Consider the following 14450-nt stretch of genomic DNA (forward strand, 5'->3'; position numbering starts at 1 on the left):
TGCTTGAAGCCGCCGCCATTTCATTCCAAATCGAACAGCGTGAAGGATGAGGCAAGAGAACGGCGTCGGAATCTGTTGTGGGGCATCCCCGCATCGCTGATCCTGCATGCCTTGATCGCGGCGCTCCTGGTGTACGGCCTGCCCCCGCCTCCCCAACAACCGCAGGAGGAGCAGCCGGTCAATGTCGCGATCGTGCCTCCGCCCGATCAGCCAAAGCCAAAACCTGTTCCCCCGCCGCCGCCCAAGGAAGCCAAAACCGAAAAGCCACCGGAACCCAAGGTCGAAAAGCCGCCCGAGCAGCCGCCCAAGCCGGCGAACACTCCAGCCCTGAAGCCAGTTTTCCAATATGGCAAGAAGGATACCGGACCGGAGAAGTCTGTCGACGGAGGCAGCGCTCAAGCCAATGCGCCGTCGCCGGCCAAGGATGAGGCCGCGAAGCCGCCAGTCGAACCGAAGCCCGCGCTCTCCCAATCCGCTCCTCCTGCAAATCCCGAGCAAAAGGCAGAGTCCAGCAAGCCCGACGAGAAGCCGGTAACCGCCCCGCCGGATGCCAAGCCCGCGCAAAGCGAGGAGAAGCAGACGACCGAGGAAGCCGACAAACAGCAACCAGACAAACAGGAGGCGGCACCGCAAACCGCCGAAAAGCAGGCGGTCGTGGCGCCGAAGCCATTGGCTGCCCAGGCCGGCGACAAGCCAGCGCCGCCACCCTCAGCCGAAAAGGCAAAGCCCAAACCCGCAAAGACGATGAATTTCAAATCCGCAAAAGCCTTCAAGGCGCCAAGCGGGAAGACAGGCAAGTCAAATCCCGCGAACACCGCGGCCGGATCGCCGATGTATTCCGGCCTTCCGGGCGTCCGAAAGCTTTATTCGCAGGGCGCGACCGGCGACGCGTTGGCCACAAGCTCCATGGACAACGTCCCGCGCGATCAGCGCGTTGCCAACCTTTGCGGCAACGTTCTGAACCAGGAATTGCAGAGCGCCGATTATTCGCCCAAATGGGTGCCGACCATTCCGCTGAAGACAGGCAATGTCCTCAATCCTCCGCAGTCCGCCTTCAGCACGAGAACAACGTGGTACAGCCTGAATTTCCGGTGCGAGGTCGACGCGGATGCGACGAGGGTCCTGTCCTTCAACTTCCGTGTGGGACCGTTGATCCCGCCCGGCGAATGGACGCGACTTGGATTAACCAAGTATCCGCTGAACTAAGGCCGGCACGCCGAGCACGGACAGTTATCGGCTAACGTCATGCCGGTCAGCAAAGGCGAAATCAGTACCAGCCGCCGTCAGCCGCGCGCCATGGCATGGCCACCGCCGGTGTAGCCAATTGCCGTCATGCCGGCGGCAATCGCGCTCGGGCTGCCCTGATGGGGTGATCCAAAATCGACAAGCTGTCAGCAGCCAATTTGCGTCAATCCAGTGCTTACGCTTGAAGCCGCCGCTATTTCATTCCACATCGGTCAGCATGAAGGACGAGGCACGAGAACGGCGTCGGAATCTGCTGTGGGGCATCCCCGCATCGCTGATCCTGCACGTGCTTGTCGCGGCGATCCTGATTTATGGCCTGCCAATTCCTCCCCAAAAGCCGCAGGAGGAGCAGCCGGTCAATGTCGCGCTCGTGCCTCCGCCCGATCAGCCGAAACCGAAACCTGCTCCCGTGCCGCCGCCCAAGCCACCCGAGCCGAAGGTTGAAAAACCGCCTGAGCAGAAGGTCGAAAAACCACCTTCGCCGGAAAAGCAGCCTAATAAGCCACCGCCAGTCGAGGTCCTGAAGCCCGTTTTTCAGTTCGGCGACAAGGATGCCGGTCCGAGGAAATCCCTGGATGGGGCCAGTGCTCAGGACAGTTCGCCGGCGCCGGCCAAGGATGACGCTTCAAAGCCGCAGGCCGAGCCGAAGCCCGCGGACAGCCAACCTGTCCCGCCGACAGACTCCGAGGCAGCTAAACAAGAGGCAGACAAGCAGGCGGCGCTCGACGCCGCCAAGCAAGAGGGCGCGGCACCAGCGCCTTTGGCTGCCGACGGCGAGATCGAGCTTCCCACATCAGCCGAAGCGCCGAAGCCCAAACCCGCGAATGTGCCGAAGCCCAGCCCCTCAAAGGCCTCGAAGTCTGCATCGCAGCGCTCTTCGAGTCTGCCAGGCGTTCGCAAGCTCTATTCGCAAGGCGCTACCGGCGATGCGCTGGCCACGACCTCGATGGGTGGGGTGGCTCGCGGTCAGCGTGCCGCCAGACTTTGCGCCAGCGCGTTGCAGCAGCAACTGCTGGATGCCTCTTATTTTCCCAAATGGGTGCCATCCGTTCCACTGAAGGTGGGCAATATTCTAAACGCCCCGGATGTCGCCTTCAGCACGACAACCGCATGGTACTACCTGAGCTTTCGCTGCGAGGTCGACACGGATGCGACCAAGGTGCTGTCCTTCAACTTCCGTGTGGGGGCAGCAATTCCGCCCAGCGAATGGGCCGGTCTTAAATTACCCAGTCCCTACTAGAACAGTTCACCGTTTCACGGAAACGCCGAACTGTTCTGCTCTTTGTTCGGACGCAATTCCGGACGGAAACCGCTACACTTTTCCTCGAATTGCCCTGGATCAGGCCGGCACGCCAAGCCCCGACAATTGCCGGCTAACTTCTTGCCAGTCGGCACAGACGAAATCGGCACCAGCCGCCGTCAGCCGCGCGCCATGTTCGGCATAGGTGTGGCCGCCCCCGGTGTAGCCGATCGCCGTCATGCCGGCGGCGACCGCGCCCTGGATGCCGAAGGGGGAATCCTCGATGACGATGCAGTCGGCCGGGTCGGCGCCCAGCCTGGCGGCGGCGAACAGGAAGATGTCGGGCGCCGGCTTGCCGTTCTTGACCATCGAGGAACTGTAGATCGCATCGCCGAAGAAATGCGCCAGCCCGGTGACGGCAAGGCTGTGGTTTATCCGCTCGACGGAGGATGACGAGGCAACGCAGCGGTCGCCCTCGAGCGTTTCCAGAAACGCTGTTATGCCAGGGGTCGGCTTCAATTCCTCGGTGAACAGGACCTTGGTCTCGGCCCAGATGTCGCCGTCGGCGGCGGCGGGAAACTGGTGGCCGGTCAATTCCCTGATCCGCACGATGATGTCGGACTGCTTCATGCCGACGCACTGGGCGATGATGCCGCCATGGACGCCGGGCATGCCGTGCTTTTCATAGACGCGCTCATAGGCCCTGGCTGCCAGCGGCTCGCTGTCGACGAGCACGCCGTCGCAATCGAAAATGATAGGCCTTGGTCGCGCCACGCACTTGTCTCCTCAAGTCAATTTCCGCACATCGCTATCGGCAAAAAGTCAAATGTTCAATAGCGCGATGGCTGAAGGCGCCTGGGGCTCGAAACCGAAGAGCAGTCAAAGCTGGCGCAGGGCATCGCTTGCGCGGGAGGACCCGAGCGCTCGCTGCATGGCTTGCCGCGACTGTGCGCGGTCGGGCGTGATCCAGTTCGGCTCGGCACCGAGGAAGCGGTCGAGGAAAGCCACCGCATAGGCCGGCATCTCAGTGACATTCTCGCGATAGGACCACCAGGTGCGCAGGTCGTCGGCGCATTTGTCGATGCTGGGCGCCGTGCCGAACTCCTGTTCGTAGATGGCTGAGATCACCGAGACGCAGTAGTTGGTGTAGAGGAAGCCTTCCGGCCAGAAGCGGATGATTTCCAGCGTGCCGGCATTCTGATCCGTCTCGATGAGCCGCGCGAGACCGGAGATCTCCCTGGCCGGCGCCTGTTTGATCAGTTCGCGCAGCACGAGGCCGGCGGCAAAGACGATGAAGTCGGCGCGGTCTATCGCGGCAAAGCGCTTCTGCGCCTCCATGATCTCGACCCAGTCGAGAAAAGCTCGGGTGAGCTTCGCCTCGTCGATTTCGTAACGCACGCCGAACGTGTCCGAAACCACCTTGGCGCTGCCGCGGAAGGTGGCGCGGAACCAGCGCAACTGCCGCAACCGGTGGCGCAGGTCGGGCATGAGGGCCAGTTCATCCCTGAAGGGCAGTTCCATTGCATGCATCCCGTTTGGTGGCAGGTTAGCACAGCCGCGCCGCCGCCGAAATCGGCCGCCGGTCCTGTGGATGACCGCGATCAAGGCTAATATCATACATATTGACATTCTCGGAAACAAATGTTCTCACTTTGCTGTTGTCGCGCGCCGGTCCAAGGTGCGGTGCAATCGAGGCTTCGGGAGGAGAACCGAATGGCGATTTGGCAGTGGGGACTGCTTCTGCTGGTTATTGTGTGGGCGCTGCAGTCGCTCGGCGTCTGGCTGCAGATGCGGCACTATTCGGATGTCTTCCGGGGCGTCACCGACCAGTACAAGGATGGCTTCGTCGGAGCCGGCAATTTTCGCGGCCGGCTGGCCAAGGGCACCATCGCGCTTGTCGTGGTGACGCCCGACCTGATCGTGCGCCGCATGATGGTGATGAGCGGCCGTTCCGTTTTCACCAAGTTCAAAAGACATGAAGAATTCGAGGGTGTTCCCCTCGATCGACTCCGGTCCAACCCTGCGATCATGGGGGAGGGGGAACCCGGTGTGGCCGAGGCCGTGAAGCGGGCGATCGAACAGATCGACAAAGCACGGTCGGAGCCGGGGAAGAAGCCGGGCCTAACCGGCTTGAATGTAGCAAGGGCCTAGAGTCGGATGATTTCAGGTCTGTTCGACCTGAAATCTGAATCCGCCTCTAAATCAAAGGGATAGAGCATGATGTCGTCCGAAAGCCGTTTCACACTTTTCGGCATCATGTTCTGAGGACGCCGTGCGCCGACTGGGATCAACCGGCCGACCGGCATAAGGAGGAGAAATGTCTGTATTTTCGTTGTTGGCGCAGCATGCCGACATGGCCGTGCACAATCTGCATGTCGCAGGTGCGATGGTCTCGGATGCTGCATTGCATGGCAAGCTCGCCGTCGAGCATGCTTCCGATCATCTCGTTGTCCTTGCGCAAGCAGACAGCGGGCCCATCACCGTCGACCAGTTCAAGGAAAAGCTGAAGGACGTCCAGCAGGAAGAGCAGCTCGGCTGGCTGACCGCCATCGGCAAGTACTTCATCGGCATCTTCCAGAAGGGCGGCGAAGTGTTCGCCGGCTTCGTCACCGGCATTATTCCTACGCTGGTGGTGCTGATGACCGCTTTCTACGCCGTCACCGAACTGGTCGGCGAGGAGCGCGTGCATGGCCTTGCGCGCGGCGCCGGCAGGATTGCCTTGACCCGCTATACGCTGCTGCCGCTGCTGGCGGTGTTCTTCCTCACCAATCCGATGGCCTATACGTTCGGATCGTTCCTGGAAGAAAAGCACAAGCCGGCTTTCTATGACGCGGCCGTGTCCTACGTGCATCCGCCGCTTGGCCTGTTCCCGCACATCAATCCCGGCGAATATTTCGTCTGGGGCGGTATCCTCGTGGCTCTGCTCGAGCTTGAGAAGAAGGGCGTCGTCGTCGCCGGTTACCACGTCAAGGTGGCGATCTGGTACGCCATTGTCGGCCTCGTCGTCATCCTGCTCAAGGGCATGCTGACCGAGCGGATCACCACCATCATGGCACGCCGCCAGGGCGTCGAGCTGTAAGGGCGGGGAGGACAATCATGGCCAAGACATACAAAGCCGTAAAGATCTCCCGGGGTTCCACCGGCTGGGGCGGCCCGCTCGTCATCGAGCCGACCGCGCAGCGCGACAAGGTCGTCTCCGTAACCGGCGGCGGCATCCATCCCGTGGCCCAGCTTATCGCCGACATGACCGGTGCCACGGCCGTCGACGGCTTCAAGGCGCCGCCGGTCGAAGGCGAGATGGCGGTTGTCGTCGTCGATTGCGGCGGCACCGCACGATGCGGCGTCTATCCGCGCAAGCGCATTCCGACCGTCAATCTGACGCCGGTCGGCCAGGCTGGGCCGCTCGCCCAGTTCATCACGGAGGACATCTACGTTTCGGGCGTGAAGCCGGCCAACGTCACAATGGCGGACGGGTCCGAGGCGGTCACCACCGCGGGGGGAGCAGCATCGATGAGTTCAGGCAACAACACTGCAGCCGCGGCGCCACAGCCGCTGCCGAGCGAAGGCGGGCTGATCGGCCTGATCAGCTCGATCGGCCGCGTCATGGGCCGGGTGGTCGGCATTTTCTTCAATTCCGGCCGCCGTACCATCGACCAGGTGGTGCGCAACGTGCTGCCGTTCATGGCCTTCGTGACCATGCTTATCGGCCTGATCCTCTACACCGGCATTGGCGATGTGCTCGCCCAGCCGATGGGGCCGCTGGCCAACAACATCGTCGGCCTGCTGATCATCTCGGCCATTTGCGGCCTGCCGTTCCTGTCGCCCATCCTGGGGCCAGGCGCTGTCATCGCGCAGGTCATCGGCGTGGCCATCATCGGCCCGCAGATCGCCAACGGCACGATTTCGCCGGCGATGGCCCTGCCAGCGTTGTTTGCCTACAACACCCAGGTCGGCTGCGATTTCGTGCCTGTCGGCCTGGCGCTCGGTGAAGCCAAGCCGAAAACCATCGAAATCGGCGTGCCGGCGGTGCTCATCAGCCGCCAGATCATGGGCCCGGTCTCGGTGTTGATCGCCTGGGTCGTCTCACTGATCGTGTTTTAAAGAGAGTAAGGAAATGAGGTTCGCCATATGACGGTTCTGTTGAGAACACGGGTCACTTCCATCGGACCCGAAGTGGCGGATCTTGCCGAAGGGGGCGTGCTCATCCTGTTCGCGGATGGCTCGCCGCCGGAGCTTGCGGAAGTCTCCGTCCTGCACAAGACGGAGCAGGGACCAAGTGACGGAGCGCCCGCCAAGGGCGCTTCGATCACCGTCGGTTCGGTTTCAGCCGTCATAACGGCGGTTGGCTCAAGCGCATGGAGCAAGGTGCTCGAGATGGGCCATGTCGTCATCTCGTTCAACGGCGCCACCGAGGCCGAGAGGCCGGGCGAGATCTGCGCATCGCGGGTCGATACCCAGGCCCTCGTGGCCGCCCTGGAGACAGGCGCGATCATCACCATCGCCGCCTGAACACACTCGCGCTGGGACTGTCCGGTCTTGGCGCCAAGAGCAATTCCAGGAAAAGTGTGAAACGGTTTTCCGTTCGGAATTGCGTCAAAACAAAGAGTTAGAGCTATCTCGCCGTTTCTGTGAACTGGCAGAAATAGCTCTGGGAAAAGCAGAGTATTTGCCATGGAACGCTCGACCATCGTCAGGGTGCATGAAGGTTTGCATGCCCGTCCCGCCACGCGGTTCGTCAAACTCGCCAAGGGTTTCGAATCCGATGTCGAACTGGTCAAGGACGGCAAGGCTGTCAGCGCCAAGAGCTCGGTCAAACTGATGCTGCTGGCGGTCAAGGAAAACCAGGAAGTCACCGTTCGGGCGAACGGCGCGGATGCCATCGAGGCGATCGAAGCGCTGATCGGCTATCTCGAAAACCCCAAGGCTGGTCTCGACGACGAAGCGGGGCCGCAGAGCCCGGCCAACGATGCCGGGCCGGAAGCGGCAGCCGCACCAGCGGCCGAATCCGCGCTCGCGGCATCCGGCGAAGCGAATGGCCTGCGCGGTGTCGCGGCAAGCGAGGGTGTCGCGATCGGGCCGGCTTTCGCGCATTTCCCGCCTGATATCACCGGGCAGGGCCGCACGCTGCAGGCTGAAGAGATCCCCGGCGAGATCGACAGGTTCCGCGCCGCCGTCGCCGCCGTCCAGGCGCGCATGGATCGCGCCTTGGCGCAGGACAGCCTGTCGGCCGGAGACCGTGGCATCGTCGCGGCACTCAGGGATATCGCCGCCGATGACAGCCTGACCGGCGAGGCCGAGAAGGCGATCAAGGGTGGCAACGACGCGATCTCGGCCGTCATCACCGCCGCGTCCGCCATCGCCGCCGATTTCAGCGCCGTCGACGATCACTACCTCAATGCGCGCGCTGATGACGTTCACGCCGTGGGGCGGCAGATCTGTCTCGTCCTGCTTGGGCAGGACGACGTCAGCCTCGAGAACATTCCGCAGGGAGCCATCCTGATCGCCGACGATATCGGCGCCTGGGACCTGGCGCGCGCGCCGCTGAAACGCATCGGCGGGGTGATTTGCGGCCATGGCGGCGCCACCTCGCATATCGCCATCATTGCCCGCTCGCATGGCATTCCGGCGGTGCTGGGCCTCGGCGACCAGATCAATGCCTTGCGCACGGCTCGCGACGTGGCGCTCGACGGCAACACCGGCCATGTCATCATCGACCCCGACGAGGCGACGCGTGCCGAATTCGCCGGCCGTGTCGAAGCGGCGGCGAGCGAGCGTGCCGGCCTGACCGCCTTCAAGACGGTGACGCCGAAGCGCGCCGACGGCAGGGTGATCGAGGTCGCGGCCAATATCGGTTCGCTCGAGGAAATCGAAGCGGCGCAGGAGGCCGGAGCCATGGGCGTCGGCCTGTTCCGCACCGAGCTTCTGTTCATGCGCCACATGCATCTGCCCTCCGAAGACATGCAGGCCGAGACCTATGCGGCGCTGGCCAAGGCCTTCGATCCCTATCCGGTCATCGTGCGCACGCTCGACATAGGCGGCGACAAGCCGATCGCCGGCATCGAGTTTCCCGGCGAGGAAAACCCCTTCCTCGGCTGGCGCGGCATCCGTATGTGCCTCGACCGGCCCGATATCTTCAAGCGTCAGCTCAGGGCGCTGCTCAGGGCGGCCGTGCACGGCAACATCAAGGTGATGCTGCCGATGGTGTCCGATATTTCGGAAGTCACGCGCACCCGCGTGCTGGTCGATGAATGCGCCGCCGAACTCAAGGCCGAAGGCGTGCCGCATGCGACGTTCGATCTCGGCGTGATGATCGAGACCCCGGCCGCCGTGCTGATCGCCCCGGCGCTGGCCAAGGAAGTGGCCTTCTTCTCGATCGGCACCAACGACCTGACCCAGTACATCATGGCCGCCGACCGGCTGAACCCGACCGTGGCCAAGCTCAACGACGTCACCAATCCAGCGGTCATGTCGGCGATCGAGCTTACGGCAAAAGCCGGCGTCGCCGCCGGCATCATGGTCGGCATGTGCGGCGAGGCGGCCGGGCGACCGGACCTGATCCCGGCCTTCGTGAAGATGGGGCTGACCGAACTTTCGATGAGCCCGGCCTCGATCCAGCGCGCCAAGAAAACAATCACGGCCATGATAGCCGGGGAATAGATTTCCGAAAGCGCTGCTGGGGCTTACGGCAAATGCGCAAGCAAGGTGGCGAAGACAGGCGTCAGCTCATCGACCGGGCTTGCCTTGGCGCAGGCCTGCAGGATGCGGTCATGACGGATATCGACCGCCAGGATCGCGATCTCCAGCATGTCCGGCTCCGGCGCGCCGTCACGCCCGGTGGTCGCCAGGCCGCAGGCCAGAACGACTGGCGCCAGGCAGCTTATGTCGAGGGCCCGCTCCCCCGCCATTTCCGGCGCGGCTTCGCCAAAGCGGACCGGACGCTGGCCGAGCAACTCGACCAGCAACGCAGCGCAGGTGGCCGCGATTGCCGGCAGCCCGGCACCCGGCGCGGCCAGGGCCGCCAGCAGATCGGCATGGCGCTTTCGCATGGCGGCGTGAGCGGCTGCGAAATCGGCTTCATGGATGCGGGCGTTTTCGACCTTGAGCCCGGCAAGCACCGCCTTGGCCAGATAGTACATATCGCGCCGGAAGAGGCGCTCGGCGCTCAACTGCCGCTCTTCGTTTCCGGCCGGGAAATAGGTGCCAAGGCCCTTTACGGTCGTGCCGTCCACCTTGATCGGACGCTCATGCGGGACAAAGGATTCGGCGATCGACAGCGCTTCGTCGACGGCGCTGGCGGCATGGCTGAGCAGGCCTTCGATGCCCTTGCCCGGAAACGGCGGCAGATGACTGGTCGCCTCGCGCAGGACGCTGGCGTCGCCGCTGCCGTCATGGCGGCTCTGCCTGATGATGTCCCGGACTTCCCGCAACCGGTCCTTCAGGTTGACGCGGACGTCTTCGGAGATTTGTCGGAGCATCGCGGTTTGCCTCGAAAGTGCCGTGGAATGCCGCCTGCAAGGGGCGGCCACCAACTCTACATTGTTCCTATCGATTGGTAGATCAATAGGCGATACTAGACCAGCACGCAGAATCGGTGACGGCGCGCGCGTTCGTCACCGCGGGGGAGGGATGATTTGGCCAGGCGACGACAAATCGACGAAGGTCGGGCGGGTGCCGAAGCGACCGAACAGGTCGTCAGCGAAAGCCGGACGGATCGTCTGAGGATTCGGGCCGCCTGGATGTATTTCGTCGAGCAGATGACGCAGAACGAGATCGCCGACGTGCTTGGCGTTGGCCGCGTCACCATTGTGCGCATGCTGGCGGAAGCGCGTTCGCGCAACGAGGTCAAGATCACCATCGAGAGCGAATTGTCGGAGATCGTGCGGCTGGAGCGCGCGCTGGAGCGGACGTTCGGCCTGCAGCAGGCGCTGGTGGCACCGCTCACCGCGCCGAATGCCGACCCGATCCCCGCGATCAGCGCCAAGACCGGGATCTTCCTGTCCGATACGATGAAATCCGGCATGCGCGTCGGCGTCGGCTGGGGCCGGACGTTGTTCTCGAGCCTGCCGTTCATCAGCGCCAAGTCGCTCTCCGAGTTCAAGGTCATCTCGCTGCTGGGCGGCGTTGGCGTCGCGCGTCGCTACAATCCGGCGGAGTTCGCCTGGCGGTTCGCCCAGGTTTTCCAGGGTGACGGCTATCTCATTCCGACACCGGCAGTTGTCGACAGCGTCGAGACCAAGATAGCGCTGGTGGAGCGCTGCGGCCTGCAGGAAATCTTCGAGATGGCCGACACGCTTGACGCCGTGCTGCTGTCGATCGGCGGCATCGCCTCGGCGACGACCTTCTATCGGGGCGGCTTCCTCAAGGAGGCGGAGCGCGAGGCGCTGGTGTCGCGCGGCGCGGTCGGAGACCTTCTGTTCCATTTCTTCGACCGCAATGGCGATCTGGTCGACCATCCGATCAACAGCCTCGTGATGTCGGTGGATGTCGACCGCCTGCGCAAGGCGCCGATCCGCATCCTGACCTCCGGCGGCGAGGAGAAGATCGAGGCCCTGCTCGGCGCCATGAACTTGATCGCGCCGACGATCCTGATCACCGACGAGGAGAGCGCGAGGCGCATGCTCGAGGCGGTCAGCGCAGGCTGAAGGACCCCGTAATGTAATCGGGCCAGGCCTGCTGCTCGTCGAAAACGGCGGCAAGATCCGGTGTGTCCGCCAGTATCCCGCTGAGAACCAGTGCCGTGGCGATGCCGGAACCGTTTCCGCCCGCAATGTCATGCTCGACGCTGTCGCCAACGCAGACCACACTGGCGCGATCGGGCTCGCCGGCCAGTGCCAGTGCCGCGTCGAAAATCGCCGGATAGGGCTTGCCGATGCGGATAACGCTGCCGCCGAGGTCTTCGTAGAGATCGGCGATCTCGCCCGCGCCGAAACGGGGTCCGACCGCTGTCAGCATGATCCGGTCGGGGTTAGTGCAGAAGCACGGCACCTGATGCGCCGCCGCCGGGGCAAGCAGCCGGCGATAGTGGTCGAGGTCATGGCGGTCGCCCTCGCTGGCCGAGATCAGCACCAGTTCGGCGTCTTCGCCAGCCTGTGTCAGCACAAAGGGCAGGCCGTCGACCGCGGTGCGGTCGTCGTCGCGGCTGATCAGCAGGCACTTTGTCCCCGGGCGCAGTCTTCCCGATGCCGCCATGTCATTGAAGGAGCGCCACGCCACCTCGCCGGAGGAGACAAAATGGTCCCAGCTTCCGGCGGCGAAGCCGAGCTTCAGCAGGCGATCTTCATTGGGCCTGGCGCGCTTGCCGGAGTTGGAAATCAGCACCACCGTCTTGCCTGCGCGCTTCAGCGCCGACACTGCCTCCACAGCGCCTGGATAGGGGGCCCGGCCGTCATGCAGCACGCCGAACTGGTCGAGCAGGAAGACCTGGTAGCGCTGAGCCAGCGGTCCGATACCGTCGAGTCGTTCGATTGTTTTCGCGCTCATGGGAGTCCTGCCTTGCTTGCGCCCCTCAGCGCCAGCCGCGCGGTGCCGGCGGCGGCCTCGTCGGAAAGTGCGGGCAGGAAGTCGACGCCGAGCTTGCGCCGCCGGATATCAGTCCAGGCCGGATTTGCGGCGCCGCCTCCCACGCTCCGGACCGATGTCAGCGCCGGCGCGCCAAGTTCGGCCAATCTGCGATAGCCGAGTGCCTCGATCGCGGCCATGCCTTCCAACATCGCCTTGAGATAATCGGTGTCGTCAGCCGGCCTTGGGGCAAGGCGTGGCCGCAGGGTCGGATCGGCGATCGGGAACCGCTCGCCTGGTGTACTGAGCGGGTAATAGTCGAGGCCGGTCTCGGTCGTGGGATCGATTGCCGCGCTAAGCTCGATGATCCGCGCCAGTGGAAAATGCTCCGCCAGCACCTTGCCGCCGGAATTCGACGCACCGCCGGCCAGCCAGGCGTCGCCGAGGCGATGGCTGTAGATGCCGAAGCGTGGCGCCGAGATCGGCCGGTCGGACAGGATCTTGACGGTCAACGAGGATCCCAGGGCCGTGACGCCGTCGCCGGCCGCCGTGGCGCCCGTCGCCAGGAACGAGGCGCAGCCATCCGTGGTGCCGGCGACCACGACAACATTGCGCGGAAGACCGAACAGCTCCGCGGCAGCCGCGGTGAGCGAGCCGGTGACGTCGCCAGGCTCGACGACATCAGGCAGCAAGTCCATGCGCATGCCGGTGGCCGCGATCCAGTCCGGCCAACGGCGGGCTTCGACGTCATAGCCTGTCTTCAGGGCATTGTTCTCGTCGCTGACATCGAAGTGGCCGGAAAGATTTCCGGCAATCCAGTCGGCCTGGTGCAGCACGGCCGCGATATCGGGCAGATGCTGGAACCGCAACGCCTTGGCGAGGCCGGAGGTCGCGCCGTGGGCGGCGCTTGCGTCCGGCGCCTCGCGGGCGATCGCGGCCAGTATATCCCCTTCGGCGACCTTGTCGTTGTACATCAGCGGCTCCGCCAGCGGCCGCCCGGTAGCGTCGACCGGCAGCAGCGTGCCCGACGTGCCGTCAATGGCGATGGCGCGGACGGAGGCGCGGTCGATGCCCGAAAGCAGTTCCGTCAGAGCCGCCTGGACCGCTTGCCACCATGCCGAGGGGGCGCGGGGATCCTCGCCGAATCTGTCGAGCCGGACGGTGGACTGGCCGGCAATCGAAAAGTCCGGGCGCATCGCGACAGCGCGCGCGCCCGATGTGCCGATGTCGATGCCGATGACAAGTGGCATCATGTCTTCCGTCCTTTGCTAGCCGGCGGCGTTCAGCTTCTGGCGATACTGCTCGGCGTCCCAATTGACCAGTTCGTCATTCTCGGCCGCGGTGAGATAGCTCAATCGGGCCGCGACATCGACGCGTGCCGTCACGTCGGCCAGGCAGCGCTGCATGGCGTCTGCGCCGGCGCTGGCGTCGCCGCGCATCAGCACACCGGCGTCGGGAAACAGGATCGCAACGGGTGCCGCGCCAAGCCGCGCGGTGACTCCCGCGGCGTCTTCGCCTGGCCTCGCCGCGACCGAGCCCTGGCCGAGGAAGATGACGTGGTCGGGATAGAGGCTGCCGGCCCCGGCCATGCGGCGGCTTTCCGGATCGAGCGCGACGGCATGGGCTTCAACATCCGCCGGCAATCGGTAGACGCCTTCGCCGGCAAGCGCCGTCAGGGCCGCGATGTCGGGCGCGATGGTCGCGCGCGCCGGGCGCGCCAGCAGCGACCGGACGCGGCCGAGCAGACGCTCCGCCTCGGCGACGGTTTCGGCGGCGACGACCAGCCCGTGATTGCCGAGGATCAGTACGTCGACGCCAGGCCGCAGCTTCTCGGCAATGCCGCGGGCAAGCGGCAGGCCCGGCCGGAAATACGGTACGTAGGCCCATTCGATGCCCCCCAGCCGCTTGGCGACCTGGGCTTCGCCATCGGCCTGCACGGCAAGCGAAATCGTGTCGACGCAGTGGACATGCAAAACCACGCGTTGCGGCATCAAGGCGTGCACCGTGGTCTCGATCGATGGGCGCAGGCCGCGCGGATTAAGCGCCGCAATGGCGAAGCCCTGCGGCTTGTCGGCGGCCGGGTCGCGCTCCTCGACCGCCTTGAGCAGCGGCGCCATCGCCACCGGCACCATGATGTCGTCGGTGAGCGCATCCTTCAGCCAGGTGCCGGACGCCTTGATCCAAAGCGTGTCGCCGGCCTTGAGCGAGGTGTTGCCGCCCGCCGCCTGGGTCATATGCGCGTCCAGCCCAATGCCGGCTGAAAGTGCCCGCAGGGCCGCCAGTTCCTGCGCGTCAGCTTCGGTTGCCATGGCGCCTTTCCTTCCACGCTGCACGAAATCCGGCCGCTCGGGCCGCTGTCGGCGCTGATATCGCAGATGCGAGCGACTTGCGTCAACAGTGATCTACTATCATCAAAACTGGCTTGCAATCTCACTAATGTTGAGTAAGTTGCGCCAATTGCCGTGAG

General features: G+C 64.3%; 14 protein-coding genes. 8 read left to right on the forward strand and 6 right to left on the reverse strand.

What is annotated here, in order from left to right; translation table 11 throughout:
• The first annotated feature begins 39 nt into the window (after window positions 1-39).
• Together AC07SZ_RS14355 and AC07SZ_RS14360 are read left to right on the forward strand one after the other, a co-directional pair.
• Window positions 40-1206: a DUF930 domain-containing protein gene (locus tag AC07SZ_RS14355; protein WP_494915175.1), complete on the forward strand. Its 1167-nt coding sequence runs from the start codon at window positions 40-42 to the stop codon at window positions 1204-1206.
• A 256-nt stretch (window positions 1207-1462) separates the two neighbouring features.
• The gene (locus AC07SZ_RS14360; RefSeq protein ID WP_056575944.1) at window positions 1463-2485 is read left to right on the forward strand and encodes a DUF930 domain-containing protein; all 1023 of its coding nucleotides are present in this window, start codon (window positions 1463-1465) and stop codon (window positions 2483-2485) included.
• Between the two features lie 99 nt (window positions 2486-2584).
• Here the strand turns inward: AC07SZ_RS14360 and AC07SZ_RS14365 are convergent, their stop codons facing one another.
• Both AC07SZ_RS14365 and AC07SZ_RS14370 read right to left on the reverse strand, forming a co-directional pair.
• Complete coding sequence (locus AC07SZ_RS14365; RefSeq protein WP_056575946.1) at window positions 2585-3259, reverse strand: HAD family hydrolase; 675 nt, start codon at window positions 3257-3259, stop codon at window positions 2585-2587.
• A 105-nt stretch (window positions 3260-3364) separates the two neighbouring features.
• On the reverse strand, window positions 3365-4006 hold the full coding sequence (locus AC07SZ_RS14370) for a hypothetical protein (RefSeq protein ID WP_056575948.1): 642 nt from the start codon (window positions 4004-4006) through the stop codon (window positions 3365-3367).
• A gap of 192 nt (window positions 4007-4198) precedes the next feature.
• Between AC07SZ_RS14370 and AC07SZ_RS14375 the strand changes: the two genes are divergently transcribed.
• From AC07SZ_RS14375 to ptsP, 5 genes are all read left to right on the forward strand, one after another.
• Entirely contained in the window at window positions 4199-4636 is a 438-nt protein-coding gene (locus AC07SZ_RS14375) for a transcriptional regulator GutM (RefSeq protein WP_056575950.1), read from the forward strand.
• Window positions 4637-4802: 166 nt separating this feature from the next.
• On the forward strand, window positions 4803-5564 hold the full coding sequence (gene srlA, locus AC07SZ_RS14380) for a PTS glucitol/sorbitol transporter subunit IIC (protein WP_027054143.1): 762 nt from the start codon (window positions 4803-4805) through the stop codon (window positions 5562-5564).
• A 17-nt stretch (window positions 5565-5581) separates the two neighbouring features.
• Window positions 5582-6586 (forward strand): PTS glucitol/sorbitol transporter subunit IIB, encoded by a 1005-nt coding sequence (gene srlE / locus AC07SZ_RS14385; protein WP_056575951.1) that lies wholly within the window; start codon window positions 5582-5584, stop codon window positions 6584-6586.
• A 27-nt stretch (window positions 6587-6613) separates the two neighbouring features.
• Window positions 6614-6994: a PTS glucitol/sorbitol transporter subunit IIA gene (locus AC07SZ_RS14390; RefSeq protein ID WP_056575953.1), complete on the forward strand. Its 381-nt coding sequence runs from the start codon at window positions 6614-6616 to the stop codon at window positions 6992-6994.
• 162 nt (window positions 6995-7156) lie between these two features.
• Entirely contained in the window at window positions 7157-9142 is a 1986-nt protein-coding gene (gene ptsP / locus AC07SZ_RS14395; RefSeq protein WP_494914753.1) for a phosphoenolpyruvate--protein phosphotransferase, read from the forward strand.
• 23 nt (window positions 9143-9165) lie between these two features.
• Here the strand turns inward: ptsP and AC07SZ_RS14400 are convergent, their stop codons facing one another.
• Complete coding sequence (locus AC07SZ_RS14400) at window positions 9166-9960, reverse strand: hypothetical protein (protein WP_056575957.1); 795 nt, start codon at window positions 9958-9960, stop codon at window positions 9166-9168.
• A gap of 156 nt (window positions 9961-10116) precedes the next feature.
• Here AC07SZ_RS14400 and AC07SZ_RS14405 point away from each other — a divergent pair, with 156 nt between their 5' ends.
• Entirely contained in the window at window positions 10117-11127 is a 1011-nt protein-coding gene (locus tag AC07SZ_RS14405) for a sugar-binding transcriptional regulator (RefSeq protein ID WP_056575959.1), read from the forward strand.
• Here the strand turns inward: AC07SZ_RS14405 and AC07SZ_RS14410 are convergent.
• Genes AC07SZ_RS14410 through AC07SZ_RS14420 form a run of 3 tightly spaced genes read right to left on the reverse strand, consistent with a single transcriptional unit; the run spans window position 11114 to window position 14292 of the window.
• A complete protein-coding gene (locus AC07SZ_RS14410) occupies window positions 11114-11965 on the reverse strand; it encodes a TIGR01459 family HAD-type hydrolase (protein ID WP_494914755.1) in 852 nt (283 codons plus the stop codon). The genes AC07SZ_RS14405 and AC07SZ_RS14410 overlap by 14 nt on opposite strands.
• Window positions 11962-13236 (reverse strand): FGGY-family carbohydrate kinase, encoded by a 1275-nt coding sequence (locus AC07SZ_RS14415; RefSeq protein WP_494914757.1) that lies wholly within the window; start codon window positions 13234-13236, stop codon window positions 11962-11964. The genes AC07SZ_RS14410 and AC07SZ_RS14415 overlap by 4 nt, the downstream gene beginning before the upstream one ends.
• A 15-nt stretch (window positions 13237-13251) precedes the next feature.
• Window positions 13252-14292 carry a class II aldolase/adducin family protein gene (locus AC07SZ_RS14420; protein ID WP_494914759.1) on the reverse strand — a complete coding sequence of 347 codons (1041 nt, stop codon included), beginning with the start codon at window positions 14290-14292 and terminating at the stop codon, window positions 13252-13254.
• Between the last annotated feature and the right edge of the window lie 158 nt (window positions 14293-14450).

It is taken from the genome of Mesorhizobium sp. GW821-FHT07A06 (genome assembly GCF_059419085.1).